This window comes from Streptococcus hyointestinalis (assembly GCF_011039275.1).
GTDB lineage: Bacteria > Bacillota > Bacilli > Lactobacillales > Streptococcaceae > Streptococcus > Streptococcus hyointestinalis_A.
On the sequence record NZ_JAAKGB010000001.1, the window covers coordinates 1012863 to 1039317 of the forward strand.

Genomic DNA, 26455 nt, shown 5'->3' on the forward strand with positions numbered 1-26455 from the left:
ATGCGCTCTTTATTTGGAACTTTACGTGAAAAAGTAGCTAGTAACTATGTCAAGATTGTCTTTCCAGAGGGAAATGACGACCGTGTCTTGCGAGCTGCAGCTCGCCTCAAGTTTGAAGGCTTGATTGACCCAGTTATCCTCGGTGAATATGACGAGGTGCACGACTCACTAGCTCGTCTGGGCTTTGTAGACCAAGACTATACCATTATCAATCCCAATGACTACGCTGACTTTGAGAATATGAAAGAAGCCTTTGTTGAAATCCGAAAAGGCAAAGCAACCCTAGAGGATGCGGCTCGTCTTTTGCGTGATGTCAATTATTTTGGGGTCATGTTAGTCAAGATGGGCTTGGCTGATGGGATGGTTTCAGGAGCCATTCACTCGACAGCGGACACCGTGCGCCCAGCGCTTCAAATCATCAAGACCAAACCAGGGATTTCAAGGACATCTGGTGTGTTCTTGATGAACCGTGAGTCCACTGAGCAGCGTTTTCTCTTTGCGGACTGTGCGATTAACATCGACCCAAATGCTCAAGAATTGGCTGAAATTGCGGTCAATACTGCGGAAACAGCAGCTATTTTTGGCATTGACCCTAAGGTGGCTCTCTTGAGCTTTTCACCCAAAGGAAGTGCTAAAGCACCGCAAGTTGACAAGGTGCAAGAAGCGGTTAGATTGGCTAAGGAAATGGCACCTGATGTTGCCATTGACGGTGAGTTGCAGTTTGACGCTGCCTTTGTCGCAGAAACAGCAGCCATCAAGGCGCCAGACAGCCCTGTTGCTGGACAAGCTAATGTCTTTGTTTTCCCAGATTTGCAGTCTGGTAATATCGGCTACAAAATTGCACAGCGCCTAGGGATGTTTGAGGCGATTGGACCTGTCCTTCAAGGACTCAACGCACCTGTGAATGATTTGTCACGAGGCTCTAGTGCTGAGGACATTTACAAACTGTCTATTATCACAGCAGCGCAAGCGCTTGATAGACACTGATGGAGATAAAAGAAGCGAGGAAATAAACTCGCTCTTTCTTTTTAGAAATGAGGTAAAACATGACAGATATTGCTTTAGTGACAGGCGCTTCGGCAGGCTTTGGCATTGCTATTGTTGAGCGCTTAATAGCGGATGGCTACAAGGTCATCGGTGCCGCAAGGCGCTTTGATAAATTGCAAGAACTGGCAAAAAGACTCGGTGAGGATTTTTACCCGCTGGAGATGGATGTGACCGATAGAAGCTCTGTTGATAGAGCGTTAGCGTCTTTGCCAACGTCTTTTGAGCCCATTTCCCTTTTGGTCAATAATGCTGGCTTGGCGCTGGGGCTTGATAAAGCTTACGAAGCGGATTTTGAGGATTGGCTAACCATGATTGAGACCAATGTGATTGGCTTAGCCTACGTGACAAGAAAGCTCCTGCCTGATATGGTCGAGCGCAATCACGGTTTGATTGTCAATCTTGGCTCAACAGCGGGCACCGTGCCTTACCCTGGTGCTAATGTCTACGGCAGCACCAAGGCTTTTGTCAAGCAGTTCTCGCTCAATCTGCGAGCTGACCTTGCTGGGACACGTATCCGTGTGTCTAATATCGAGCCTGGGCTTTGTGAGGGGACAGAGTTTTCCAATGTCCGCTTTAAGGGTGATGATGAGCGTGCTGAAAAGCTCTACGAGGGAGCGCACGCCATTCAACCAAAAGACATCGCAGAGACTGTCTCTTGGATAGCCAGCCAGCCTGAGCATGTCAATATCAACCGTATCGAAATCATGCCCACCTCGCAACCCTTTGGAGCGCAGCCAGTTTCTCGTGACCTGTAAAAAAACAGTTTCTGAAAAATAACGGAAACATTCGATTACAAAACCATGTCACTCTCGTAACATTTTTGTTATGATGAGAAGAGAAAAGGGATAGTGACAGCTAAAATGCCTAGTTATCTAGCTGTCTTTTGTAATAATTGGAATATTTAAAATAGCAAGCCCTCTATTAGGGCTTTTCTTTTTGAGCGTCTGTGCTATAATGGTTGGGTCATAAAAAACGGAGGCTAAACATGAAAAATGGGACAAACACAAGTATCAGCATTTGATAAAGCGACACGCTCGGGTTTTTTGGTGGCTCTAGGGATTGTCTACGGTGACATTGGGACAAGCCCACTCTACACCATGCAGTCCTTGGTGACCAATCAAGGGGGCGCTAGTCACATCAGCGAGGATTTTATCCTAGGGTCCATTTCCTTGATTATTTGGACCTTGACTTTGGTGACGACCATCAAGTATGTTTTGATTGCGCTAAGGGCGGATAATCATCACGAAGGTGGGATTTTCTCGCTTTACACCTTGGTGCGCAAGATGAGCCCGTGGCTGATTATTCCAGCCATGATAGGCGGTGCGACTCTCTTGTCAGACGGTGCCATGACGCCAGCTGTTACGGTGACAACGGCTATCGAGGGCTTGCGGGCGGTGCCTTTCTTTAGTCATTTTTATAGCGACCAGTGGCATGTGGTGTTGACAACGTTGTGCATTTTGTTGCTTCTTTTTAGCATTCAGCGCTTTGGGACACGCTTTATTGGACGGGTTTTTGGTCCAGTCATGATGACTTGGTTCTTTGTTTTGGGACTGAGTGGGCTGTTGAACAGTTTTTCTTATCTGGCTGTTTTTAAAGCCATTAACCCCTACTATGCTCTTCATTTTTTGATGAGCCCTGAAAATCCTCGTGGTATTTTCATACTAGGGTCTATTTTCCTAGCGACGACAGGGGCGGAGGCGCTTTACTCGGATATGGGGCATGTCGGACGTGGCAATATCTACGTGTCTTGGCCTTTTGTCAAGATTGCTATCATTCTCTCCTATTGCGGTCAAGGCGCTTGGCTTTTGAGCCACAAGGGGGAAGACATAGCACTCAACCCATTTTTTGCTAGTATCCCCGAGCAATTTCGGATTGTTCTCGTTCTGCTTGCGACACTAGCTGCTATCATTGCGTCGCAGGCGCTGATTTCGGGTTCATTCACCTTGGTTTCTGAAGCCATGGGGCTAAAGCTCTTTCCGCTCTTTAAAACGACTTATCCAGGGGACAGTCGTGGGCAATCTTATATTCCAGCTATCAACTGGATATTATTCACCTTGACCAGCTGTGCCGTACTCTTTTTCAAATCTTCCTCAAATATGGAGGCGGCTTATGGGCTTGCTATTACCATCACCATGCTGATGACGACGGTTTTACTGACCTATTATCTCATGCAAAATGGTGTGCGTCCGCTTTTTGCAAGGTGTGGTATGGCAGTATTTGCTGCCATTGAGTTTGTCTTTTTTGCGGCGTCTGCGGTCAAGTTTTTAGAGGGTGGTTATGTCGTTATCGTTCTGACCTTAGCCATTTTGAGCTTGATGTTAGTCTGGTATCTCGGCGCTAAAATCCTCTCTAGACATGTCAAACTTCTAGACCTCAATGACTATAAAGAGCAGCTCTGTGAGCTTAAAAACGACAGCCAGTACCCACTTTATCAAACCAACATTGTCTATCTGACCAACAGACTTGAGGGCGATAAGATTGACCGCTCCATTCTCTATTCTATCTTAGACAAGCACCCCAAACGTGCTTGCGTTTATTGGTTTGTCAAGGTCAATGTCACAGACGAGCCTTACACTTCCAACTACAAGGTGGACATGATGGGAACGGACTTTATCGTCAAGGTCGAGCTTAATCTCGGCTTTAGGGTGCGCCAAGCAGTGCCCAAATACCTACGCACGATTGTGCAGGAGCTGATGGCAAGCCACAGACTGCCTAAGCAAAAGCAGAAGTACACGATTGATGAGGGACGTGAGGTTGGTGATTTTCGCTTTGTCGTTTTAGATGAGCGTGTGGAGGACACCAGCAGTCTGTCAGCGGGTGCCAGCTTCATTCTCCAGCTAAAAGCTGCTATCAAGCACTATACAGCCAGTCCTATCAAGTGGTTTTCACTGCAGTTTACCGATGTCTCTATCGAGCATGTCCCGATTTTGATTGAGGATGCGGGTGGTTATGCTATCGAGGAGGAGCGTCCTTACAGGTCTAAGTCGTCTGACGCTATGGATGCGCCAGAGGTCACATCTGACCAGCCAACCAAGGCTTGCGCAGAATCTGCTAGATAAGCTTCAAGTAGTGGCTTGATGTCTTGGACGATTTCCACGTAACCCTTGTCTTCATTAGGACTTATGACCTTGTAGTAAGAGTCCATGAGAATGGCAGAAAAGGCAGATTGAGCTAAGGGCAGGTGCAGCTGCCCTTTTTCTGTGCTGTCTAGCTGGTCTTTAAGCCAGCCATCAAGCGCTGTGGCGTTGTCTGCCAGCTCAAAAGGATTGCTGGGTTTGTGATTGTCATAAGCAACCGCACCAGAAGCGTCGTAAAAAGCCACTCGATAAGGCAAATAATCAAGAAAATGTGTCTCCATGTGATGATAAAAGGAAGTCAATTGCTGGGTGAGGGCGATGGTTTTTTGAGTTTCAGAAAAATGGTGCGGCTCAGCAAGCACGCAGTCTTTCTTTTCTTCAAAGCTAAAAAGCAGTTGTGGTATATCAAGCTCTTGTCTTTCAAAGCAGAATAGTCCATCATAGACATGCTTGTCTTGATAGTTGTCTGCAATACTGATGGTAAAAAGTTCAGAAAAGGCATCTATCAGCTTTTCAAAGTAAATACGCTCTGCTGTGCTTTTTGCCAGCGCTAAAATGTTTTTTGCTTTCATAGTGCTATGATAGCGATTTTTAGGCTATTAAGCAAGAAAGCTGTTTGTTGCTAGGATAGTATCAGTTTAGCGCAGGATAGCACTATCTTTTATGGCACGACCTGTTACAATAGAATAAGAACAAGACAAGGAGGTACGCTATGGAGCGCAAGGTGATTTTTTTAGATGTGGATGGCACGCTGGTGGATTATCATAATCAACTGCCAGCGTCAGCTATTACTGCCGTAAAAGAGGCAAGACAAAAAGGGCACTTGGTCTTTGTCTGTACAGGGCGCAGCAAGGCTGAAATGCAAACAGACCTCTGGGAGATGGGCATTGACGGTATGATTGGCGGCAACGGCTCTTACATCGAGTACAAGGATGATGTCCTCTACCATCAGGTCATCCCAAAAGATGAAGCGAGAGCCATCGTTGACTGGCTCAAAGAGCGTGATTTGGCTTTTTATCTAGAGAGTAATAACGGGCTATTTGCTAGTGAAAACTTTAAAGAAAAAGCACAGCCAGCGCTGAGAGAGTACATGCTAGGTAAGGGCAAGAGTGCAGAAGAAGTGGTACCTCTTAAGACCGATGACGTCATGCACGGTCTCGTCTATGGAGGCGAGCTTTACCGAGACGACCTCAACAAGGTCAGCTTTGTCCTCTCCTCTTATCAAGACCCTCTGGACTCTAAAGCAGCATTTCCAAATCTCAAGGCAGGTACTTGGGGTGGACGAGGTGAGAGCGCACTCTTTGGTGACTTGGGCGTCAAGGACATTGACAAAGCTCAAGCAATTCGCCGTATCCTTGACCACCTTGGCGCTAGCCAGAAAGACACTATTGCCTTTGGCGACGCCAAGGTCGACATTCCTATGCTGGACTCTTGCGCTGTAGGAGTGGCTATGGGAAATGGTGGTCCTGAGATTCTAGCCATGGCAGATGTGATTACAGACGATGTTGAGCATGATGGGCTTTACAAGGCTTTTGAGCAATTAGGATTATTAGACGATTAAAAAAGTTAACACATTGTGTTACCTTTTTCTTAGTGTGATGAGGCGCCAGATGTTGCGTCTGCTTGTGTGTCGCTTGCGCTGTGTCCGCTATCTGAGGCACCAGAAGTAGCGTCACTTGTTGCAGCAGTAGGGGCAAATGGACCTGAGCCACCGACCAAGCGTTGTCCTGTCGTTTCTAAGTACCAGTCTAGCCACGGTTGGAAATTAAAGACAATTTCGTTGATACCAGCGTAAGAGCCGTCTGGATAGTACATGGCTTGGTAATTGTGCGTATTGATGACACCAGCTGGTGAGCCAGGGACAATGGTGCGCACGTATTCTTGATTACCATTACGCAGGGTTCCGATAACCCACTCGACATTTTTCATGCGGTTAGCAGGCAGGCTATTGTGAACGGTTGAGAGGCGGCTACCTGATTGAGATGGCACACGCTTGGCTAACATGGTTTCTGGGTCTTGATGAGCGTTATTGTAGTATAAGAACTGGTTGTTATCATCGGCATAGGTCAATTCAAAGGGCATTGAGTTGAGGAACATGTTAATCTGGTCAACCGTGAGGATACCATGATCCAGTTTGACATAAGTGTCACCAGAGACAGCGCCAGTTAGTTCTGCCACCTTTTCCACCCACTCTGGGTCTTCAGGGTCAACCTCCGTCACAGTGGTTGCAATCGGATGGTTACAGTCCAAGTCCTCTGGAGCAATCGGTTTTGGCTTTTGCAGTTTAGAGACCACCTCGACATACTTGACAAAGTTATCTAGGCAAGTTTCAAGAAAAGCGACCGTGCCTTCGCTAATAATATTGCCGTCATTGTCAAAGGCTTCTTTGGCTTTTCCAAGGAGAAATTCATTGCCAGGAATGGTATAGGCGTTGACACCAGGAGCGTCAAGGATTTTGCGCAGGTGGACTTGTGCACGAGACGTTCCTTGGTCATAATAAGAAGCTCCCACAATCATAACGGGTTTATTTTCAAAAGGATGGGTCTCGTAAGACAGCCACTCAAGGACGCTCTTGAGCGCAGCGGTGATGGTTTGGTTGTGCTCAGGTGTAGCAATGATGACACCGTCTGCACGAGTAATTTTATTGTTCAATAGGCGCAACTGAAAGCTGTCCTTCCAGTTTTGGTCTTGGTTAAACATAGGAACATCAGCGATTTCCAAAACTTCAAGCTCAAATTTGTGCTTGAACTGTTTGCGAATAAACTCTAAGAGCATGCGGTTGTATGACTGCTCTGCATTTGACCCAACGATACCTACAAATTTCATGATCTTCTCCTTTTTTATAATGTTTCCCAATCAAAGTTTTCAGCTTCTTGGCGCAAAAGCGCTTGCGCATTGGAGAGTTTTCCTGCGATTTTGACAAAGAGGCGGAAGTCATCAAAGATGGCGTCCAATTTTTGCACGGTTTCCAAGTCTTGAAGGTTACCGTCCTTATCAAAAGCTTGCAGAGAATGAGAGAGCAAGAACTCCTCTGGCAGAACATTTGCCTTGAGTTCAGGAGCGTTGAGAATCTGGCGCAGCTGCAGCTGGGCACGAGATGAGCCAAGTGTTCCAAAGGACGCTCCAGTAATCATGACTGGTTTATTGAGCAGTGGGTAGATACCGTAAGACAGCCAAGCGAGGGCATTCATCAAAACGGCAGGAATGGAGTGGTCATACTCGGGTGTGCCGATGATGACACCGTCTGCTTGCTCGATTTTTCCTGCAATTTCAAGTACGATGTCAGGGACTTGTTTATCAGCAGGTTTGTTAAAAACAGGCAAGTCCTTAATCTCAACCAGCTCAATCTCAGCCTTATCTGCAAAGTGATTTTGCATGTATTCTAAGAGTTGGCGGTTGGTTGACTTAGCCGAGTTTGTTCCGACAATTCCGATAAGTTTCATATCATTTCCTCAATTCTATAATCCTAAAAGTGATAAGGGATGAAGCGCTTCTCAATACCACTTGAGACAATAGCACGCCCCTCTTTGGTCACTAAGATACCCTCAATGTGGGGTGTTTGTTCGATGGTTAGGAGCACCTCATCAAGCGCTAGTCCAAAAAGTCTCGTCGTCCAAATCTCACAATCAAACGACAAAGCAGATACAATGGTGAGACTTGAGAGAGGACTCTCGATAGGATAGCCTGTCCTTTTGTCAAAGATGTGGTGGTAGTCCTTGCCATTTACGCTAAAATGTCGCTCGTAGATACCAGAAGTCACCACAGACCCCGAGGTAATAGGGAGGACACCTAGGTGCACCCCTCTTTTTTGATTAGGCGCTTGGATACCGATGAACCACTCACCGCTTGGGCGCTTGGGATTGCTGCCGTAGACTAGCACATTGCCACCGAGGTTAATCATAGCAGAGCTGATGTTTTGTTTAGCAAGAGTAGCCATGATAGTGTCGGCTATATAGCCTTTGGCAAGAGCACCGAGGTCAATTTTCATGCCTTTTTTGGCGAGAAAAACGCTGTGCTCTTTCTCATCTAGGATGATGTCTCTAGGGTCAGTCAGCGCTAGCGCCTGAGTAATCTCATCCTCGCTAGGGACTCTAGCGTCGCTAAAGCCAATCCGCCAGGTCTGCACGACAGGACCCAGTGCGATATTGAGATTGCTGGGGCTCGCTAGACTATGCTCCTTGCCAATGGCAATCAAGTGATACAAATCAGGGGTCACTGAGACACTTGCATTCCCTGCGCTGTGATTGATAGCCATGAGTTCAGAGTCATCGTCATTAGCGCTAAAGCGATTTTTCAGGACAGTCAGCTGCTCGACCACCTCATCTATCTGCTTATCTGCTTGATGAGAGCAAATAGCAATATCAATGACCGTTCCCATCATTTTGAGACGGTGGTTAGCATACACGAAAACACCTCCTTATATACTATATGATAGCGCTATCTTTTCAAAAATGCAAGCCTTTTCTGAATTTTTCTAAGACTGTTACAGCTGTTTTCAGGTCAAAAGAAAAACTGCTTTAATCAAGCAGCTTAGTTTTTCTTTTTCATCTCACCATGTGGGTAGTAAGTGCCTTCTGGCATGTCGTTGATAAAGACATGGATAGCTTCTTTTGGCGCTTTAGCAATGCGTGAGACAACCTCAGTCACTTCACGAGCCAACTTATTTTTTTGCTCTTGTGTGCGCCCTTCAAATAAATCAATTTTTACAAATGGCATGGTAGAACCAACTTTCTCTAGGATACAGATAACTGCTCAGATTTATTGTATCATAAATCTAGTAGAAGCAGTAGCGAAAAATAATGTTCGTGTTTTCTGAATATTTCACACGATATAATCTCTATTTGTTGACAAAAGACAAAGAATAGTCTACAATTGATAACGGAATGGTAAGAAATTACCTAGCGATGTGATTTGTCACATAGGAATGTAATTTTATGAATTTAGGAGTATCATATGTTAAATGACATCCCTGTTTTTGATTACGAAGATATCCAGTTAGTGCCAAATAAGTGTATCATCAAGAGCCGCTCTGAAGCGGACACCAGTGTCACACTTGGCAACTACCGCTTCAAAATGCCCATCGTTCCTGCCAATATGCAGACCCTCATCGATGAAGCGATTGCGGAGGATTTGGCAAAAGAGGGCTACTTTTACATCATGCACCGCTTTGACGAGGAGGCACGTAAACCTTTTATCAAGCGCATGCACGACAAGGGACTTATCGCCTCCATCTCCGTCGGTGTCAAGGACTACGAGTATGACTTTGTTAGCTCGCTCAAGGACGATGTGCCCGAGTTTATCACTATTGATCTTGCGCATGGGCATGCAGACAGCGTGATTGAGATGATAAAGCATATCAAAAAAGAGTTGCCTGATACTTTTGTCATCGCTGGTAATGTCGGCACACCGCAGGCGGTGCGTGATTTGGAAAATGCTGGCGCTGATGCTACAAAACTAGGCATTGGACCGGGGAAAGTCTGTATCACCAAGGTTAAGACTGGCTTTGGTACCGGTGGTTGGCAGCTGGCGGCTCTACGTTGGTGTGCCAAGGCTGCTAGAAAGCCGATCATCGCTGACGGTGGTATCCGCACACACGGTGATCTTGCCAAGTCTATCCGCTTTGGAGCGACCATGGTCATGATTGGCTCACTTTTTGCAGGGCACCTAGAAAGCCCTGGAAAGTTGGTCGAAGTGGATGGCGAGCAGTACAAGGAATACTACGGTTCAGCATCTGAGTATCAAAATGGTGAACATAAAAATGTCGAGGGCAAGAAAATCCTGCTACCAGTCAAAGGACCTCTCTCTGATACCCTGACGGAAATGCAGCAAGACCTTCAAAGCTCCATCTCCTACGCTGGAGGACGAGACCTTGAGAGTCTACGCCATGTCGACTACGTTATCGTCAAAAATTCCATTTGGAATGGCGACTCCATTTAAAAACAAGCTGGGCAATTCCCAGCTTTGTTTTCTTAATAAAAGGCAGGAAAGTCTTTTTCCAAGTCAGCATCCGCCTCAGCTAGAACTTCCTCCCTAGAGCGAACAGAAGTGCCTTGCGCTCTCACAAGGTGAAAGGCGTCAAAGCCCATGATTTCTTGAAAAATGCCACGGATATAGTTGGGAGCAAAATCAAGAGAGGTGTAGCGGTCTTGATTGGTGTAGACAGAGCCACTAGCAAGCAGCAACAGCACTTGATAATCATCACTCATAAGCCCAACAGAGCCATTTTCGGTGTACTTAAAGGTCTCTCTAGCAATCAAAATGTTGTCGATATAGTCTTTCATGCGTGAGGTCACGTTGAAATTATGCAGAGGAGAGATAATGACGATACGGTGGTGTGCTTTAAATTGCTCTAACAGGGATTGTGATTGCTGGGCTAGGCTGGCTTCTTTGTCTGTCAAAGGAAGATTATCCGCTTGTTTTTGCCAAATGCCGAGCAACTCATCCTGCTCGATACGTGGAATCGTTTCCTCATAGAGATTTAAAATAGTCAGGTCTTCCTCTGAAAATTGCTCAGCGTACTTATCGAGAAATTTTTCTTGCAAGTAGGCACTATAGCTCGTTTTATTGTTAAAATCTGGGTGGGCATTGATAAGTAAGGTTTTCATTTTGTGTTCTCCTTTTTCTTTTGATATACTAATCATAACATAAAAAGTTGTCAAAGTATGACACCAATAAGGAAAAAAGATGAAAAAATCAGAACGCCTCAACCAAGAACTTATATTCCTATCAGAACGCCCCTTTTTCCAGCTCAAAGACCTTATGGTGGAGTTTCAGATTTCAAAGCGAACGGCTCTGCGAGACATGATGGCATTAGAGGAGATGGGCTTGGCTTTTTACACCGAAATTGGCAAAAACGGTGGCTATCATCTGGTGCAAAAGAGTCTGCTGGCACCTGTTTATTTTACACAGGATGATTTGACTATGATTTTTTACGCTCTCCAGTCCTTGAGGAGACTGTCTGTGACACCGTTTGATAAAAGCTATCCGCAGATTTTTGAAAAACTGCTGGCTTCTTTGTCCAAAAGGCAGAAGGACTATGTTTTCAAGATTTTAGATGTCCTAGAATTTTACGACATCCCAGTGATTTCATCCAGTACATTTTTGAGACAATTACTGGAAGCGACGATAAATGAGCAACTGTTATGGATTGATTACCAGCAAAAGGAGCGTTTGCAACAAGTCATCCAAATCTACACGGTCTTTTACCGCAGTGGTATCTGGTTTTTTGAAGCCTATGTGGTGGATGAGGCGAGGTGGAGGACCTATCGTGTGGACTGTCTCCTAGCCTGTAAGAAAGCAGACAATCAAGAAAAACGACAAAGTCGCAAGGTGCTCGCTCAGTCTTTTACCGCTTTTTATCAAGATTATCTGGACACGCCGTTTAAATGTGGGGTAGACGCTGCATGTAAAGAGCATTTTCTAAAGGGAGCTTATCGTGATATGAAGCTCCAAGAAGAAAGCGATAAAAGCTACATTGTTGGGCGTTTTAATCGTGAAGAGCTAGACTATTTGGTACCTTATCTCGTCACTTTTGGCGAGCATGTGACGGTGATGGAGCCTGCTTTTTTGCGTGAGGCTTATCTAGAGAAACTGTGTGCTATCATGAAGCGCTATCAATAACACTTTTTTGTCCTCTTGCAATATAAGTGTTGAAATGATACAATGAGAAGGTCATAAGTTAGTGACCCTATAAAAACCTTATTTATGTTATGAATGGGCTCAACGTTTCTACAAGGCACCGTAAATGCCTAACAATGAGGTAGCTTAGTCTACTGGTAGAATGCACAATGAGGTTAAGGATTCCTTAGCCTTTTTTACTTTTTTGGAGGAAAAATGAAATTATTAGAAGACCGTATTGTCAAAGACGGTAGCGTTTTAAGTGACACTGTTTTCAAAGTGGACAGCTTTTTGACCCACCAAGTGGATACTGGCTTGATGAAAGAAATCGGGAAAGTCTTTTCAGAAGCTTACAAAGACGCTGGTATCACAAAGATTGTCACTATTGAAGCTTCAGGGATTGCCCCAGCGCTCTATACTGCAGAGACTATGCAGGTACCGATGATTTTTGCCAAAAAAGCCAAAAACATCACCATGACGGAGGGCATTTTAAGCGCTGATGTTTATTCATTTACTAAGCAAACCACTAGCCAAGTCTCTATTGCCAGCAAATTTTTAAGTGAAGATGATGTGGTCTTGATTGTGGATGATATTTTGGCAAATGGTCAGGCAGCTAAAGGCTTGATTAGTATCATCGAGCAGGCTGGCGCCAAGGTAGCGGGTGTCGGCATTGTCATTGAGAAATCCTTCCAAGATGGACGTCAGTTCTTAGAAAAAGAGGGCGTTCGAGTGACTTCGCTAGCCCGTTTGCAGTCGCTTGAAAACGGTCAAATCACCTTCATGGAGGCAGATGCGTAAGATGGAACTCAACGAACAAAAACATTCCCAAGCTGCTATTTTAGGGCTTCAACATTTGCTTGCCATGTACTCTGGCTCTATTCTAGTGCCTATCATGATTGCCTCAGCGCTCAACTACTCGTCTGAGCAGTTGACTTATCTCATCTCGACGGATATTTTCATGTGCGGGATCGCGACATTCCTCCAGGTGCAGTTGCGTAAGCACTTTGGCGTGGGGCTACCAGTCGTTTTAGGGGTTGCCTTTCAGTCGGTAGCGCCTCTATCTATCATCGGAGCTAAGCACGGTAGTGGAACCATGTTTGGTGCTCTTATAGCGTCTGGTATCTTTGTCATCGCTATCGCTGGTGTCTTTTCAAAAATCGCTCAATTTTTCCCGCCGATTGTGACAGGCTCTGTCATCACAACTATTGGTCTCACGCTTATCTCAGTCGCTGTTGGCAATATGGGAGACAATGCCAAGTCACCAAGTGCTACGAGCTTGGTTCTCTCTCTTCTAACGATTGCTATTATTTTGCTGCTGCATAAGTTTACCACTGGTTTTATCAAGTCCATTTCGATTTTAATTGGTTTGATTGTGGGGACTGTGGTGGCTGCCTTTATGGGACTAGTTGATTTTTCAGCGGTAGCAGAAGCGCCTATCGTCCATGTACCAACACCGTTTTACTTCGGTATGCCAAAGTTTGAGCTGTCATCTATTGTCATGATGTGTATCATTGCAGTGGTGTCCTTGGTCGAGTCAACGGGTGTTTACCTCGCTCTTGCTGACATCACAGGAGAGACGCTGGATAGCAAGCGTCTGAGAAACGGCTACCGTGCCGAAGGATTTGCCGTTTTACTTGGCAGTATTTTCAATACCTTCCCATACACAGGTTTCTCACAAAATGTCGGCTTGGTGCAACTCTCTGGTATCCGCACACGCCGCCCAATCTGCTACACAGCGCTATTCCTCGTTATCTTAGGATTGTTGCCAAAATTCGGAGCATTAGCGCAGATGATTCCAAGTCCAGTACTTGGTGGCGGTATGCTGGTCATGTTTGGGATGGTCTCTGTCCAAGGAATTCAAATCCTCAACAGTGTTGATTTCAAAAACAACGAGCACAATCTCATCATCGCAGCCGTTTCGATCGCTGCAGGCGTTGGCTTTAACGGCACAAACCTCTTTAATAGCCTACCAACCAATGCCCAAATGTTCTTGACAAACGGTATTGTCATCGCAACGCTGTGTTCTATTACACTAAACCTACTCTTTAACGGCAAAGAGTCAAAATAAGCCGAGCCTCTCAACTCTTGTTGAGAGGTTTTTATCTGTATAGAGTAGCACGACAGCGTCTTTTTTGATATAATAGACGAGATCATATTAGAAGGTGAGAATGAGCGTTTTGGCACAACTCTACTATAAGTATGGTACCATGAATTCTGGTAAGACCCTTGAAATTTTCAAAGTAGCGCACAACTATGAGGAGCAGGGAAAGCCTGTCGTTATCATGACGAGTGCTCTTGATACACGGGACGGCGTTGGGATTGTCTCGAGTCGTATCGGCATGCGCCGTGAGGCGATTCCCATCTCAAATGAGACTGACCTTATCGGCTTAGTGACAAGATTACCTAAAAAGCCCTATTGTGTTTTGATTGACGAATGTCAGTTTTTGAGCAAGCAAAATGTCTATGACTTGGCACGCTTGGTGGACGAGTATGACATTCCTGTCATGGCATTTGGGCTTAAAAATGATTTTCAAAATGAGCTTTTTGAAGGGTCAAAATACCTCTTGCTTTTGGCAGACAAGATTGAAGAGATTAAAACCATCTGTCAGTTTTGCTCCAAAAAGGCAACCATGGTCTTGCGTACGGAAAATGGCAAGCCTGTTTACCACGGCGAGCAAATCCAAATCGGTGGCAATGAGACCTATATCCCTGTCTGTCGCAGGCATTATTTTCACCCTGACTTAGACCAGCCGCTCAACACAACTAACAGCTAAGGAGACTACAAAACCAATGAATATCTACGATCAACTGCAAGCCGTTGAAGATCGCTATGAGGAGCTTGGCGAATTGCTCAGTGACCCTGAGGTCGTCTCAGATACCAAGCGTTTTATGGCTTTGTCAAAATAAGAAGCAAGCACTCGTGAAACCGTTGCGGTTTACCGTGACTACAAAAAGGTTCTGCAAAACATCACAGACGCCGAGGAGATGATTAAGGACGCCTCTGGTGATCGCGAACTAGAAGAAATGGCAAAAGAAGAGCTCAAAGAAGCCAAGGCTGCAAAAGAAGAGTACGAAGAAAAACTCAAGATTTTGCTATTGCCAAAAGATCCAAATGACGACAAGAACATCATCCTTGAAATCCGTGGCGCAGCAGGTGGGGATGAAGCAGCCCTTTTTGCAGGAGATCTTCTCAACATGTACCAAAAATACGCTGAAAGTCAAGGCTGGCGCTTTGAGGTCATGGAGACATCTGTCAACGGTGTCGGCGGTATCAAAGAAGTGGTCGCTATGGTTTCAGGACAATCGGTCTACTCGAAACTCAAGTATGAGAGCGGTGCGCACCGTGTGCAGCGTGTGCCTGTGACCGAGAGTCAAGGGCGTGTCCACACCTCTACAGCGACTGTTCTTGTCATGCCTGAAATCTAAGAAGTCGAGTACGACATTGATCCAAAAGACCTTCGTATTGACATCTACCACGCTTCTGGTGCTGGTGGACAAAACGTCAATAAGGTGGCGACAGCCGTGCGTATCGTTCACTTGCCAACCAATATCAAGGTGGAAATGCAGGAAGAACGTACGCAGCAGAAAAACCGTGACAAGGCGATGAAGATTATCCGTGCACGTGTGGCAGATCACTTTGCTCAAATCGCTCAAGACGAGCAAGACGCTGAACGTAAGTCGACAGTCGGTACGGGCGACCGCTCGGAACGTATCCGTACTTACAATTTCCCGCAAAACCGTGTGACGGATCACCGCATTGGCTTGACACTGCAAAAACTGGACAGTATCTTGTCTGGTAAGCTCGATGAGGTCATCGATGCGCTTGTTCTTTACGATCAAACGCAAAAATTAGAAAAACTCAATCAATGATGAATTATGCACAAGCTTTTGAGGACTATCAACAAAAACTAGCGGCTATCGGCGAGGAGAATGAAGCGCTAGCCTTTGTCTTTAAGGAGCAAAAAGGCTGGACAATGCTTGACTATCTCTTAGCGCAAAATCAAGCCATTTCTGAGAGTGACCTTACTCTTCTTGAGGCTATCTATAGTCAGCTGGCTAGCCACAAGCCTGCTCAGTATATCTTGGGTTATGCGTCCTTTTGTGATATGACGCTTCGTGTGGATGAGCGTGTTCTCATTCCCCGACCTGAGACTGAGGAGCTGGTTGAGCTGATACTGGCTGAAAATCCAGACACAGCTTGTAAGGTCTTGGACATTGGTACAGGTAGCGGAGCCATTGCTTTGGCACTGAAAAAAGAGCGCCCAAACTGGCAGGTCACAGCCAGCGACCTCTCGCAGGCTGCTCTTGGTGTAGCACAGCAAAATGCCAAGGATTTGGCGCTTGATGTGAACTTTGTCCACTCAGACGTTTTTAGCGCTATTCAAGGGACATTTGATATTATCGTGTCAAATCCACCCTATATCGCTGAGAGCGACAAGGATGAGGTGGGGGTCAATGTTCTCACTTCAGAGCCGCATAGTGCTCTCTTTGCACAAGAAGATGGCTACGCCATTTACCGGCAAATCATCTAACAAGCAAGTAGCTACCTCGCAGCTAAGGGCAAGCTCTATTTTGAGATTGGCTATAAGCAGGGGAAGGGTCTTGCAGAGATGGTGCGAAAGCACTTGCCAAAGGCAAGGGTGCGTGTGATTCAAGATATGTTTGGCAAGGATAGGATGGTGGCAATAGATGATATCTCAATTGAGGATTGAGCTAGAAGAAAAGCGAGCGGTTGTTCTGCCGACAGAGACGGTCTATGGTCTTTTTGCCAAGGCGCTGGATGAAGAGGCTGTAGACTATGTCTATCAGCTCAAAAAACGCCCACGGGACAAGGCGATGAACCTAAATGTCAGCTCTTTTGATGAAATTGTGGCTTATTCAGACAAGCAACCGACCTTTCTCAAAAAGCTCTATGATGCTTTTTTGCCGGGGCCTTTAACGCTTATCTTGCAAGCCAATGAAAGAGTGCCAGCCTGGATAAACTCGGGCTATGATACAGTTGGTTTTAGAGTCCCTAGTCATCCAAAAACGCTTGAACTTATCCAAAAAGAAGGTCCCTTAATAGGTCCATCTGCCAACATTTCTGGCAAGAAAAGTGGTACGGTCTTTGAGGACCTCATGGCGGAGTTTGACCATCAAGTCTTAGGCTATGAGGACGAATCAGCAATCACTGGTAAAGACTCGACCATTCTAGATATCTCGCAAAAGAAAGCAAGGATTTTACGGCAAGGTATGATTACCAAAGAACAGTTGCTAGCGGCTGTTCCTGAACTCACTTTTGATTAAGAACACTTTGTTCTGTTGATGAAACCATGGAGGTATGAAAATGATTTTTGACAAAGAAAACTATCGTGCATTTGACCCAGAGGTATGGGAAGCAGTAGCGGCTGAGGAGCGTCGCCAGCAAAACAACATCGAGCTTATCGCTTCTGAAAATGTTGTCTCAAAAGCAGTTATGGCAGCACAAGGCACTGTCTTGACCAATAAGTACGCTGAAGGTTACCCATGTAAACGCTACTACGGTGGGACAGACTGTGTTGACGTGATTGAAAACCTCGCTATCGAGCGTGCTAAAGAGTTGTTTGGCGCAGAGTTTGTCAATGTTCAAGCCCACTCTGGAAGTCAAGCCAATGCCGCAGCCTACATGGCGCTCATCAAACCAGGTGATACTGTGCTGGGAATGGACTTGGCAGCTGGTGGACACTTGACACACGGTGCACCTGTCAGCTTCTCTGGGCAAACCTATCACTTTGTCCCTTACAATGTCGACAAGGACACCGAACGCCTTGATTACGATGCTATCCTCGCTCTTGCCAAGGAAGTGAAGCCAAAACTCATCGTTGCTGGAGCGTCAGCTTACTCACGCATTATTGACTTTGCTAAATTCCGTGAAATCTCTGATCGCGTTGGCGCTTACCTCATGGTGGATATGGCGCATCTTGCAGGTTTAGTTGCGTCAGGACCTCACCCAAGCCCTGTACCTTACGCTCACATCACAACAACAACGACCCATAAAACCCTCCGTGGGCCTCGTGGTGGCTTGATTTTGACAAATGATGAAGCCCTTGCTAAAAAAATCAACTCTGCTGTCTTTCCAGGACTTCAAGGTGGACCGCTTGAGCATGTCGTTGCTGCAAAAGCTGTTGCCTTTAAAGAGGCGCTCGATCCGTCCTTCAAAGACTACGGTCAAGCTGTTTTGGATAATGCTGCTGCTATGGCTGAGGTCTTTAACCAGCATGACAATTTCCGTGTCATCTCTGGCGGTACAGACAATCACGTCTTTTTAGTGGATGTGACCAAGGTCGTTGAAAATGGTAAAGTCGCACAGAATATCCTAGAAGATGTCAACATCACGCTCAATAAAAATTCTATTCCATTTGAGACCTTGTCACCGTTCAAGACGTCAGGTATTCGTATCGGCTCACCTGCGCTTACAAGCCGTGGTATGGGCGTTGCTGAAGCACGCCAAATTGCCAACCTCATGGTCAAAGCCCTTGAAAATCATGACAATGAAGCGGTGCTTGATGAGGTGCGTAGCGAGGTTGCCGAGTTGACAGACGCCTTTCCACTTTACGAAGGACTTGGGCAATGATAGACATCTACATCAAGCAAATCATCATCCATCAGTTCTCGCCAAACGACACAGATCTCTACTTTTCAGACAAGCCTATCAGTATCACACCCAAGCTAGATGAGTATTTCCGTAAAAAATTAGCTAAAGTGTTTACCGAAGACGCTAAGCGTGGGCGTTTTGAGGAGGACAACGTTTTCTTTGGCTATCTCAATGATGATTTGATGGCGTCTTCAAAAAAGATTGCAGAGCTGTGGCGTGAGGAGTTTGTCAGCTCAGAGGATCAAAAGACTAATGATTTGATTTTCATCCAGTTTGATAAGGACGGCGTTGAGCATTTTGCTTTCTTGCGAGTAGCTTTGCGTGAGCACTTAGCCCATATCGACATGGATCGCGACACACCTATCAAGACCACCCAAAACAACCTGCCCTCAGCGGCGCAAACGCCTGATGAGGCGCTGGTTGTCAATCGTGTGACCAGAGACTATTATCTCATCGAGAAGCGGATGAAGCATAATGGCAGTTTTACGCATTATTTTTCAGAAAATCTGCTACAAGTAGAACCTAGACAGTCTGTCAAAAAAGCTATCCAGCAGGTGGAAAAAACAGCGCAGAAAATCGCTGAAAATTTCAATCAAGACGACTTTAATTTTCAAAGTAAGATGAAGTCTGCTCTGTATACACACTTATAAGAAGAGCAAGAACTCTCACCTGAAAAGCTTGCCAATCAACTCTTTGAGGACCATCTGACGGCTCGCTTGACCTTTGTCGATGAGCTAAAAGAGGACATTCCAGAGAGTATTCCTGTCTCAGATATTGACTACTCACGGCAGGCGAAAAAGCTGGAAAATCAAAAGTTGTCCCTGTCCAATGGTATTGAGCTCATTGTGCCCAATAATGTCTATGAGGATGCGGAGTCCGTTGAGTTTATCCAAAATGCCAACGGCACCTACTCTATTCTCATCAAAAATATCGAAGATATAAGAAGTAAATAGTATGTTTAAATGGTTGAGACGTCTCGTTATCCTTTTACTTGTGGCTTTCGTGGCTTATCGTGCTTATCTGGTGCATGAGAGCGTCAAAAAAGTTGAAGCCTACAGAAGCATGGTAGCGACCAGTTTAGCTGAAAACGGCACCAATACCAATATTGACTTGATATTAGCTATTATCTATACAGAGACTAAGGGAGCGGAGCTTGATGTTATGCAGTCTAGCGAGAGTGTTGACGGGCAAGCCAATTCTATCACAGACTCTGAAACCAGTATCAAACAAGGCGTCAAGCTCTTGACGGACCATCTTGTCTTGGCAAATGAAAAAGGGACAGACGCTTGGAGTGCTGTGCAGGCTTATAATTTTGGGACAGGCTACATTGATTATGTGGCACAGCATGGCAAGAAGCACACTATTGAGCTGGCTAAGACCTATTCACGAGATGTTGTGGCACCCAGTCTTGGTAACACGACGGGTGAGACTTACTTTTACCACCATCCTCTGGCTTTGATTTCTGGTGGCCGCCTTTATAAGAATGGTGGCAATATCTACTATGCTAGGGAAGTGCATTTTAACCTGTGGTTGATGCAGTTGTTCAATTGGTGAGTTGGAATTAGAAAGACAGGCATGAAAGAACTAGGTTATTATTTTAAGGGGTATCTAAAAGAGACCATCTTTGGACCCCTTTTCAAATTGTTAGAGGCATCGTTTGAATTGATGGTGCCCTTGATTATTGCAAAAATTGTGGACATAGCTATCCCGCACAAGGACAAGTCGCAGCTGTATATGCTCATGGGCTTGCTCTTTTTGCTGGCGGTAGTTGGTGTCATCGTGTCCATCAGTGCGCAGTATTTTTCATCAAAAGCAGCTGTGGGCTACACCAAGCAGTTAACAGCCGACCTTTACGCCAAGGTCATGCGCTTGAGTAAGGAAGACAGAGATGAGTTGACCACGTCTAGTCTAGTGACACGCTTGACCAGTGACACTTATCAGATACAGACGGGTATCAATCAGTTCTTGCGGCTCTTTTTGCGGGCGCCGCTTATCGTTTTTGGGGCGATTCTCATGGCATTTACCATTAGTAGGCAAATGACGCTGTATTTCTTAGGCATGGTGGTCATCCTCTTTGTGGTTGTCTTTACTATGTCACGCCTGCTCAATCCCTTGTATGCCAAGATTCGCCTCGCGACAGACAGTATCGTGACAAAGACACGTGAGCAGATGCAGGGCATGCGGGTTATCAGAGCCTTTGGGCAGATGAAGCGTGAGGAAGCGGAGTTTAAAGCACTCAACAGCCACTACACGCACCTGCAGATACGGGCGGGTTATTGGTCGAGTTTAGTGACGCCTATGACCTACTTTGTGGTCAACGCCACTTTGGTTTTGGTCATTTGGCAGGGCAATCACTTGATTGCAGATAATCGTCTCTCGCAAGGGCTTTTGGTTGCGCTTATCAATTATCTCCTGCAGATTTTGACAGAATTGCTCAAGATGACCATGCTGGTCACTTCGCTCAATCAAAGCTTTATCAGTGCTGGACGAATTAGTCAAGTCTTTGCAAAACCTTAAGAAGCACTCGACGCTCCCTTAAAGCAAGAAAAGGTCACAGACCAAACAGCGCTCAAAGTGACTAATCTTCAGTTCACTTATCCTTTAGCAGCTGAGCCGTCTTTGAGTGGACTTGACTTTTCTCTGCAAAAAGGCGCCTTTTTAGGCGTCATCGGAGGGACAGGTGCTGGTAAGTCAACGCTTGTGCAGTTGCTGGCTCGCCTGTACCGTCCGCAAAAAGGTGACTTGCAGATTTTTACAGACAAGCAATCGCCAAAGACTATCCGAGAATGGCGAGATTTGGTACATGTTGTCCCGCAAAAGGCTGAGCTCTTTCAAGGCACTATCCGCTCTAATCTTCTTCTTGGAATTTCAGAAGAGGTCAGTGATGAACAGCTTTGGCGAGCGCTTGATATTGCGCAGGCACGCGACTTTGTCGCTCAAAAAGAGGGGCAACTGGATGCTGAGGTCACCGCTTTTGGGCGCAATTTCTCTGGTGGACAGCGCCAGCGTTTGACCATCGCACGTGCCATCGTTAAGGCGTCGCCTTTTCTGGTCTTAGACGACTCGACATCAGCGCTTGACTATCTGACAGAGTCCAAGCTTCTAAAGGCGATTCCTAATGAGCTTGAGACGACTTTGATTATGATTTCCCAGCGGACAAATAGTCTAAGGACTGCTGATAAGGTTTTGGTGCTGGATAAGGGACGTCAGGCAGGTTTTGCCAGTCACGAGGCATTGCTTGCGACCAATGACCTCTATCAAGCTATCCACTTTTCACAACATCAGAAAGGAGACCAAGATGCGCGCTAGACATCAGCAATCAACTCTAAAACGGCTTTCTCTTGACATCCTTTCTGAGCGCAAATGGGTGCTGATAGCAACGCTTTTGACCTGTGTGCAGGTAGGCTTGACGGTCTATCTGCCAGTTCTTATCGGAAATGCGGTCGATGTGGTCATAAGACCCAACGCCCTCCACAACATACTTCCTATCCTCTATCGTATGGCAGTCGTCGTTGGACTCAATACCATCGTTCAGTGGCTCAATCCCATCATCTACAACCGCCTGACTTATCGCTACATCGCAAGTCTACGCCAGCGTGTCATGGAAAAGCTGGACCATCTGCCACTTGCTTATCTGGATAAAAAGTCCGTTGGGGACTTAGTTAGTCGTGTTACGACCGACACCGAGCAGCTGGCAAATGGACTTCTGATGGTCTTTAATCAGTTTTTCATCGGTGTTTTGACTATCCTTGTGACGATTTTTAGCATGGCGGATATTGACCTTTTGATGTTGGCAATGGTTTTGCTGCTCACGCCGCTGTCGCTCTTTGCGGCTCGCTTTATTGCTAGTAAAAGCTACACGCTCTATCAAAAGCAGACCCAGTCTCGTGGGCAGGTGACGCAGTACATCGAGGAGATGATTACCCAAGAGACGCTACTGCAAACCTACAATGCCCAAGACAAAAGCATTGAGGCTTTTTCTGAGCTCAATGAAAACTATGCTAACTACTCCAAGAGTGCGCTTTTTTACTCCTCGACGGTCAATCCAACGACACGCTTTATCAATAGTCTCATCTATGCGCTTCTAGCTGGTGTGGGAGCGCTTCGTATCATGGCTGGCGCCTTTAGCGTGGGGCAGTTGACCACCTTTTTAAACTATGTCAACCAGTACACCAAGCCCTTTAACGCCATCTCGGCAGTTCTCTCTGAAATGCAGAGCGCTATTGCCTGTGCCGAAAGGCTCTATCTCGTTCTAGACGAGGAGGAGAATCACTTGCCTGTCAAGCGTTTGCTTGATAGCCAGACCCTCTACGGACAGATGAGTTTTGAGCATGTCCAGTTTGGCTATGACAAGACCAAGCCCTTAATCAAAGATGTCAATCTGGATATTCCTGCCGCCTCAAAAGTCGCTGTTGTCGGACCTACCGGCGCTGGCAAATCCACCCTCATCAATCTGCTCATGCGCTTTTACGAAGTGGATAAGGGCAGCATCAAGCTAGACGGTGTGTCCATTTCTGACTACGACGTCGAAGATTTGCGTAGCCAGATTGGGATGGTCTTGCAAGAAACATGGCTCAAAACAGCTACCATCCATGATAATATCGCCTATGGCAAGCCAGACGCTAGTCGAGACGAGGTCATCGCCGCTGCAAAAGCTGCTAATGCAGACTTTTTCATCAGACAGTTGCCACAAGGCTACGATACCTATCTGGCAGACGCTGGTGCGTCACTGTCGCAAGGGCAACGCCAGCTATTGACCATCGCAAGGATTTTTATCAAGTTACCGAAGATTTTGATTTTGGATGAGGCGACGTCTTCGATTGATACTAGGACAGAAGCGCTCATTCAAGCAGCCTTTGAAAAGCTTATGCAAGGGCGGACAAGCTTTATCATTGCACACCGCCTGTCGACCATTGAGACCGCCGACATTATCCTAGTCATGGTGGACGGTGACATCGTCGAGTATGGCAATCACCAAGACCTCATGGATCAAAAAGGCATGTACTACAGCATGCAGATGGCGCAAGCCACTTAGACTAAAGAAAAAACCGCAACTGCGGTTTTTTCTTTAGTCTAATAATTGAAAATCCATGAGAACAGGCTCGTGGTCGGAGTAAGCAAAGCCGGTTTCTTTGGTGGTCAAGTGGTTGACCTTGATGTTGCTTGAGATGATAAAGCCATCTAGCATGACCGTGTAGGTCTTGCCCTTGACGTAGGCGGTGTCAGTGTTTCTAGCGCTATTTGCGAGACTTTTAAGCTCTGCTTGGCTGAGACTGTCCATAGCGAGTGTAAAGTCGTCCCCTAGACTTGAGCGTGGGAAGGGATATGCCCAAGTGACGGGGCTTTTCTCGCCTTCTTTTGCCTTTAGATTGTGGTTAAAGTCGCCACCGACAAGGATGTAATTGCCCTTAGCCAGCTCTTTTTCCATGTCTGCTTTCAGCATAGCAAGCTGCGCTTTACGAATGCTATCGCTATTGCCATAAGCTGACAGATGGACGTTAAAGAGCACGAGGTCTTTGCCGTTAGTGACAGGGATGTGGTGGATCGCGTAGGCACGATCGAGGTCTAGATATTTGGAAAAGCTAGTTGCGATAGGCAGAGAGCGCCGCAGAGCACTTGTGATAGGATCGCGGCTATAGGTTGCAAGCCCAGATGTGTTCTTGCCATGTGGCTGTGTCAGTGGGTAAAAAAGAAAGCTAGAGTGGTAGTTGATGGCAAAGGTATGGCTGTAGTTTGCTAATTGCTTAGTCAGCAAGTTCTCCTCATTGACATGATAGGAGCGTGTGCCGTTTAGATCCACCTCTTGAAAAAGAGCAAAGTCGACCTTTTCTTTTTTGACGGTCTTGCCAGCAGAACTAACAGCGTACTGGACACTCTTTTTACTCTTTGCCCAAGAGGACTTACCGTCGTCCATGAAAAAAGAAAAATCAGGCAGATAAGCGCCAAAGCCGATATTATACGTTGCGATACGGTAGTTGTGATTGGTCGAAAGTTTCTCTTTGGTCGCTTTTTGTGTGACTGTGAGCGTCTGCTTATCTGGGATACGATGATAATCCACAAGCACATAAGCCACATAGCTCCCGATAATCAAGACAACAACAGACAGTAAGACAAGCAGCCATTTTACTAGCTTTTTCATAAGTCACCTCATGAAGCTAGAATGAAAGTTCCCAGCTTCTCATTTTTTATAGATTGATGTAGGAGACGCAGTAGTTGAGTGGGCTCTAATACGTTGATAAATCAACTTTTAAAGCCCTACTCAACCGTGCGGAGGTTGGACTACAAAATCGCATTTCTACGAAATGACCGCTTTTTGTCCCACTCTCAGTTTAGCATAAATCAGCTCAAAACGGTATGCTAAGAAACACAAAAAAATCACAGCACCAAAAGCACTGTGATTTTTGTTTAATCAAACATTTTCTTAGCTGCTTTAAGCAGGGTCTTGATGTCCTTGTCATAACGAGGTGTAGGCACCAGTCGTGACATTGGCACACCTGCAAAGTGGAAAGCTGCAATCTCACCAGAGCGTACAGCACTTTGTTCAGTGAAAATCATTTGATAAGGTTGTTCGACAAACTCACCGGTAAAGGCAAGGTTGGTAGAATGTTTTGGAATAACCTTTGGACGGTCGCTCTTAGCACGGTTATTAAAGAGTGCAGAAGCATAAGGCATGTAAACTGGGATACAGTTGACCACACTCTTCATAATGGCTTTTTCTTTGGTTTCGATATTGATAGGACCAGGATCGACTTTGGCTAATTGTCCAATCAACTCTTTGACCATTTCACGACCAGTCATTTCGATGTAAGGTTTGTCCACAAATTCACCTTTTCTGCGTGGATCGAGGAAGTATCCCCAAAGCACGGTTTCATTTGGTTTTTGAGTGGTGAAGTGTGGTTGGTGGTGCACCACGATAGACATGGTGACGTCCTTTTGATGGAGCGGAGTCACAGGAACTGTTGAAATGAACGAATTAAGCGCATTTCCGGGTTCTTGTGTGGTGATACGAGTGATTTCTTCGAGGAGAAGATGGTCTTTTGTGGTTAGTGTGAAGCTAACCCATTCACTGGCATCACGATCCGCAAAGAATTTGTCTGGATTTCCCAAGTTGTAGAAACGTTGGGTTGCTTTTTTCCAGAGACTAGAAGCAGCACCATAGTCAGGATTTTCAGGAGCAGGTGTATCAAAGTCACCGAGACTAGCAGAGTCTGTGATAGAGCCATTGGTAAAGATAACTGCTGTATCTTCATCGACTTCGACAAACTCTTCTTGATTAGTATCAGTGTTTAGCATACGCAGACCTGTTACTGTAATCTCATCTTGCATAGGTGTTTCTTTAAATTCCCAGTCTGTCACCAGACGGTTAAGGACGATCTTGCAACCTTGCTCAGTCAGATAATTAATCAAAGGCAACATGATACTTTCAAATTGATTGTAGCGTGTGCGATTGACACCGACCAAGTGCTCGATTTGCGTGAACTCATAAATCATTTGGTGCATGTCGCGACGCAATTCTTGCGCTGAGCTTTGTGTGCGAAAGGCAAAGGTTGTCTCCCACATGAACCAAAAATTGGTTTCAAAAAACTCAGGGTCGTCCTTGAAGTACTCAGCAATGGTAACATTGTCAAGTTCTTCCTCTCTTGAGTCGGGCATCATGATGAGCTTAGTGAGAAGCTTACGGCTAGTGTTGTTGAGCCCTAAATGACTACCGTTGACAATGCCCTTGCCACCTTCTAACAATCTTGCTTTGTCATAAGTTGGGTGCGCTGCGTCAAATTCACGTGTGTCTTGTGCAGCAGTCATTCCTTGCTCAGTAGCCGATGGAATACGGTCAAGCAAATCCATCAAATCGACGTAAGTGCGGTAGTTAAGCATGCGTCCACCACGTGCAATATAGCCTTTTTGATTTTCCATAGGGTGATTTTTATTCCAATAATCATCCTTAGCAGCTTCAGTAGTGGAGCCATCATTTGAACCGTGGTCGTCCAAGGAGTAAAAGGTAATCTGATCACCATTCCAACCACCTTCCTGGATAAGGTACACAGCTGCCGCCATATTGGCAATCCCTGCCCCTATCATGATTGCTTTTTTCTTTTGCATA

At 45.8% G+C, this 26455-nt stretch carries 21 protein-coding genes, 4 pseudogenes and 1 riboswitch; of the genes and pseudogenes, 17 read left to right on the forward strand and 8 right to left on the reverse strand.

Annotated features, from left to right (window positions below):
• The 3 genes from pta (at window position 1) to G5B60_RS04865 (ending at window position 4106) form a co-directional block, all read left to right on the forward strand.
• A complete protein-coding gene (gene pta, locus G5B60_RS04855) occupies window positions 1-987 on the forward strand; it encodes a phosphate acetyltransferase (RefSeq protein ID WP_206225085.1) in 987 nt (328 codons plus the stop codon).
• Between the two features lie 59 nt (window positions 988-1046).
• Window positions 1047-1802: an SDR family oxidoreductase gene (locus tag G5B60_RS04860; RefSeq protein ID WP_164682954.1), complete on the forward strand. Its 756-nt coding sequence runs from the start codon at window positions 1047-1049 to the stop codon at window positions 1800-1802.
• A gap of 237 nt (window positions 1803-2039) precedes the next feature.
• Window positions 2040-4106 carry a KUP/HAK/KT family potassium transporter gene (locus G5B60_RS04865; protein WP_164682955.1) on the forward strand — a complete coding sequence of 689 codons (2067 nt, stop codon included), beginning with the start codon at window positions 2040-2042 and terminating at the stop codon, window positions 4104-4106.
• Here G5B60_RS04865 and G5B60_RS04870 read toward each other — a convergent pair.
• Window positions 4019-4696, reverse strand: a complete 678-nt coding sequence (locus G5B60_RS04870; RefSeq protein ID WP_164682956.1) for a hypothetical protein — start codon at window positions 4694-4696, stop codon at window positions 4019-4021. The genes G5B60_RS04865 and G5B60_RS04870 overlap by 88 nt on opposite strands.
• Window positions 4697-4836: 140 nt before the next feature.
• Between G5B60_RS04870 and G5B60_RS04875 the strand changes: the two genes are divergently transcribed.
• Complete coding sequence (locus tag G5B60_RS04875; RefSeq protein WP_164682957.1) at window positions 4837-5685, forward strand: Cof-type HAD-IIB family hydrolase; 849 nt, start codon at window positions 4837-4839, stop codon at window positions 5683-5685.
• A 29-nt stretch (window positions 5686-5714) separates the two neighbouring features.
• On the opposite strand, the gene G5B60_RS04880 is transcribed toward G5B60_RS04875, so the two are convergent.
• The 4 genes from G5B60_RS04880 to G5B60_RS04895 all read right to left on the reverse strand — a co-directional run bounded on the left by G5B60_RS04880 (window position 5715) and on the right by G5B60_RS04895 (window position 8840).
• Window positions 5715-6950: an NAD(P)H-dependent oxidoreductase gene (locus G5B60_RS04880; RefSeq protein ID WP_164682958.1), complete on the reverse strand. Its 1236-nt coding sequence runs from the start codon at window positions 6948-6950 to the stop codon at window positions 5715-5717.
• 14 nt (window positions 6951-6964) lie between these two features.
• Window positions 6965-7567, reverse strand: coding sequence for an NADPH-dependent FMN reductase (locus tag G5B60_RS04885; RefSeq protein ID WP_164682959.1), 603 nt, complete (start codon window positions 7565-7567; stop codon window positions 6965-6967).
• 23 nt (window positions 7568-7590) lie between these two features.
• Entirely contained in the window at window positions 7591-8529 is a 939-nt protein-coding gene (locus G5B60_RS04890) for an FAD:protein FMN transferase (RefSeq protein WP_206225086.1), read from the reverse strand.
• 125 nt (window positions 8530-8654) lie between these two features.
• Window positions 8655-8840, reverse strand: a complete 186-nt coding sequence (locus G5B60_RS04895) for a 4-oxalocrotonate tautomerase (RefSeq protein ID WP_164682960.1) — start codon at window positions 8838-8840, stop codon at window positions 8655-8657.
• A 237-nt stretch (window positions 8841-9077) separates the two neighbouring features.
• Here G5B60_RS04895 and guaC point away from each other — a divergent pair, with 237 nt between their 5' ends.
• On the forward strand, window positions 9078-10061 hold the full coding sequence (guaC, locus tag G5B60_RS04900) for a GMP reductase (RefSeq protein WP_164682961.1): 984 nt from the start codon (window positions 9078-9080) through the stop codon (window positions 10059-10061).
• Between the two features lie 32 nt (window positions 10062-10093).
• Here the strand turns inward: guaC and G5B60_RS04905 are convergent, their stop codons facing one another.
• Window positions 10094-10729, reverse strand: coding sequence for an FMN-dependent NADH-azoreductase (locus tag G5B60_RS04905; protein WP_164682962.1), 636 nt, complete (start codon window positions 10727-10729; stop codon window positions 10094-10096).
• 79 nt (window positions 10730-10808) lie between these two features.
• On the opposite strand from G5B60_RS04905, the gene G5B60_RS04910 reads away from it, so the two are divergent.
• The 12 genes and pseudogenes from G5B60_RS04910 to G5B60_RS04965 all read left to right on the forward strand — a co-directional run bounded on the left by G5B60_RS04910 (window position 10809) and on the right by G5B60_RS04965 (window position 23389).
• Window positions 10809-11744 (forward strand): helix-turn-helix transcriptional regulator, encoded by a 936-nt coding sequence (locus tag G5B60_RS04910; protein WP_164682963.1) that lies wholly within the window; start codon window positions 10809-10811, stop codon window positions 11742-11744.
• Between the two features lie 58 nt (window positions 11745-11802).
• Window positions 11803-11899, forward strand: a riboswitch (purine riboswitch).
• A gap of 58 nt (window positions 11900-11957) precedes the next feature.
• Window positions 11958-12539, forward strand: coding sequence for a xanthine phosphoribosyltransferase (locus G5B60_RS04915; RefSeq protein ID WP_164682964.1), 582 nt, complete (start codon window positions 11958-11960; stop codon window positions 12537-12539).
• 1 nt (window position 12540) lies between these two features.
• Window positions 12541-13809, forward strand: a complete 1269-nt coding sequence (locus tag G5B60_RS04920) for a nucleobase:cation symporter-2 family protein (RefSeq protein ID WP_164684191.1) — start codon at window positions 12541-12543, stop codon at window positions 13807-13809.
• A gap of 109 nt (window positions 13810-13918) precedes the next feature.
• A complete protein-coding gene (locus G5B60_RS04925) occupies window positions 13919-14515 on the forward strand; it encodes a thymidine kinase (RefSeq protein WP_164684193.1) in 597 nt (198 codons plus the stop codon).
• A 16-nt stretch (window positions 14516-14531) separates the two neighbouring features.
• A pseudogene (gene prfA / locus G5B60_RS04930) lies at window positions 14532-15611 on the forward strand (peptide chain release factor 1).
• Window positions 15611-16453 (forward strand): annotated as a pseudogene (gene prmC, locus G5B60_RS04935) (peptide chain release factor N(5)-glutamine methyltransferase). Before prfA ends, prmC begins: the two co-directional pseudogenes overlap by 1 nt.
• Window positions 16431-17027, forward strand: coding sequence for an L-threonylcarbamoyladenylate synthase (locus G5B60_RS04940; RefSeq protein WP_164682965.1), 597 nt, complete (start codon window positions 16431-16433; stop codon window positions 17025-17027). The pseudogene prmC and the gene G5B60_RS04940 overlap by 23 nt, the downstream one beginning before the upstream one ends.
• A 40-nt stretch (window positions 17028-17067) precedes the next feature.
• A complete protein-coding gene (gene glyA / locus G5B60_RS04945; protein ID WP_164682966.1) occupies window positions 17068-18333 on the forward strand; it encodes a serine hydroxymethyltransferase in 1266 nt (421 codons plus the stop codon).
• A pseudogene (locus G5B60_RS04950) lies at window positions 18330-19307 on the forward strand (nucleoid-associated protein). The gene glyA and the pseudogene G5B60_RS04950 overlap by 4 nt, the downstream one beginning before the upstream one ends.
• 1 nt (window position 19308) lies before the next feature.
• On the forward strand, window positions 19309-19908 hold the full coding sequence (locus G5B60_RS04955) for a lysozyme family protein (protein ID WP_164682967.1): 600 nt from the start codon (window positions 19309-19311) through the stop codon (window positions 19906-19908).
• Between the two features lie 21 nt (window positions 19909-19929).
• Window positions 19930-21663, forward strand: a pseudogene (locus G5B60_RS04960) (ABC transporter ATP-binding protein).
• Complete coding sequence (locus G5B60_RS04965) at window positions 21653-23389, forward strand: ABC transporter ATP-binding protein (protein WP_164682968.1); 1737 nt, start codon at window positions 21653-21655, stop codon at window positions 23387-23389. Before G5B60_RS04960 ends, G5B60_RS04965 begins: the two are co-directional and overlap by 11 nt.
• 33 nt (window positions 23390-23422) lie before the next feature.
• Here the strand turns inward: G5B60_RS04965 and G5B60_RS04970 are convergent, their stop codons facing one another.
• Together G5B60_RS04970 and G5B60_RS04975 are read right to left on the reverse strand one after the other, a co-directional pair.
• Entirely contained in the window at window positions 23423-24493 is a 1071-nt protein-coding gene (locus G5B60_RS04970) for an endonuclease/exonuclease/phosphatase family protein (protein ID WP_164682969.1), read from the reverse strand.
• 266 nt (window positions 24494-24759) lie between these two features.
• Window positions 24760-26454, reverse strand: coding sequence for an oleate hydratase (locus G5B60_RS04975; RefSeq protein ID WP_164682970.1), 1695 nt, complete (start codon window positions 26452-26454; stop codon window positions 24760-24762).
• Between the last annotated feature and the right edge of the window lies 1 nt (window position 26455).

Excerpts from the sequence above, each read along its gene's own strand:
- G5B60_RS04865 (WP_164682955.1), top strand. The coding sequence starts at position 2,040 with ATGGGACAAACACAAGTATCAGCATTTGATAAAGCGACACGCTCGGGT.
- G5B60_RS04910 (WP_164682963.1), top strand. The coding sequence starts at position 10,809 with ATGAAAAAATCAGAACGCCTCAACCAAGAACTTATATTCCTATCAGAA.
- G5B60_RS04970 (WP_164682969.1), bottom strand. The coding sequence starts at position 24,493 with ATGAAAAAGCTAGTAAAATGGCTGCTTGTCTTACTGTCTGTTGTTGTC.
- G5B60_RS04965 (WP_164682968.1), top strand. The coding sequence starts at position 21,653 with ATGCGCGCTAGACATCAGCAATCAACTCTAAAACGGCTTTCTCTTGAC.
- G5B60_RS04870 (WP_164682956.1), bottom strand. The coding sequence starts at position 4,696 with ATGAAAGCAAAAAACATTTTAGCGCTGGCAAAAAGCACAGCAGAGCGT.
- G5B60_RS04860 (WP_164682954.1), top strand. The coding sequence starts at position 1,047 with ATGACAGATATTGCTTTAGTGACAGGCGCTTCGGCAGGCTTTGGCATT.
- G5B60_RS04915 (WP_164682964.1), top strand. The coding sequence starts at position 11,958 with ATGAAATTATTAGAAGACCGTATTGTCAAAGACGGTAGCGTTTTAAGT.
- glyA (WP_164682966.1), top strand. The coding sequence starts at position 17,068 with ATGATTTTTGACAAAGAAAACTATCGTGCATTTGACCCAGAGGTATGG.
- G5B60_RS04885 (WP_164682959.1), bottom strand. The coding sequence starts at position 7,567 with ATGAAACTTATCGGAATTGTCGGAACAAACTCGGCTAAGTCAACCAAC.
- G5B60_RS04875 (WP_164682957.1), top strand. The coding sequence starts at position 4,837 with ATGGAGCGCAAGGTGATTTTTTTAGATGTGGATGGCACGCTGGTGGAT.
- pta (WP_206225085.1), top strand. The coding sequence starts at position 1 with ATGCGCTCTTTATTTGGAACTTTACGTGAAAAAGTAGCTAGTAACTAT.
- G5B60_RS04940 (WP_164682965.1), top strand. The coding sequence starts at position 16,431 with ATGATATCTCAATTGAGGATTGAGCTAGAAGAAAAGCGAGCGGTTGTT.
- G5B60_RS04880 (WP_164682958.1), bottom strand. The coding sequence starts at position 6,950 with ATGAAATTTGTAGGTATCGTTGGGTCAAATGCAGAGCAGTCATACAAC.
- G5B60_RS04920 (WP_164684191.1), top strand. The coding sequence starts at position 12,541 with ATGGAACTCAACGAACAAAAACATTCCCAAGCTGCTATTTTAGGGCTT.
- G5B60_RS04895 (WP_164682960.1), bottom strand. The coding sequence starts at position 8,840 with ATGCCATTTGTAAAAATTGATTTATTTGAAGGGCGCACACAAGAGCAA.
- G5B60_RS04975 (WP_164682970.1), bottom strand. The coding sequence starts at position 26,454 with ATGCAAAAGAAAAAAGCAATCATGATAGGGGCAGGGATTGCCAATATG.
- G5B60_RS04955 (WP_164682967.1), top strand. The coding sequence starts at position 19,309 with ATGTTTAAATGGTTGAGACGTCTCGTTATCCTTTTACTTGTGGCTTTC.
- G5B60_RS04905 (WP_164682962.1), bottom strand. The coding sequence starts at position 10,729 with ATGAAAACCTTACTTATCAATGCCCACCCAGATTTTAACAATAAAACG.
- guaC (WP_164682961.1), top strand. The coding sequence starts at position 9,078 with ATGTTAAATGACATCCCTGTTTTTGATTACGAAGATATCCAGTTAGTG.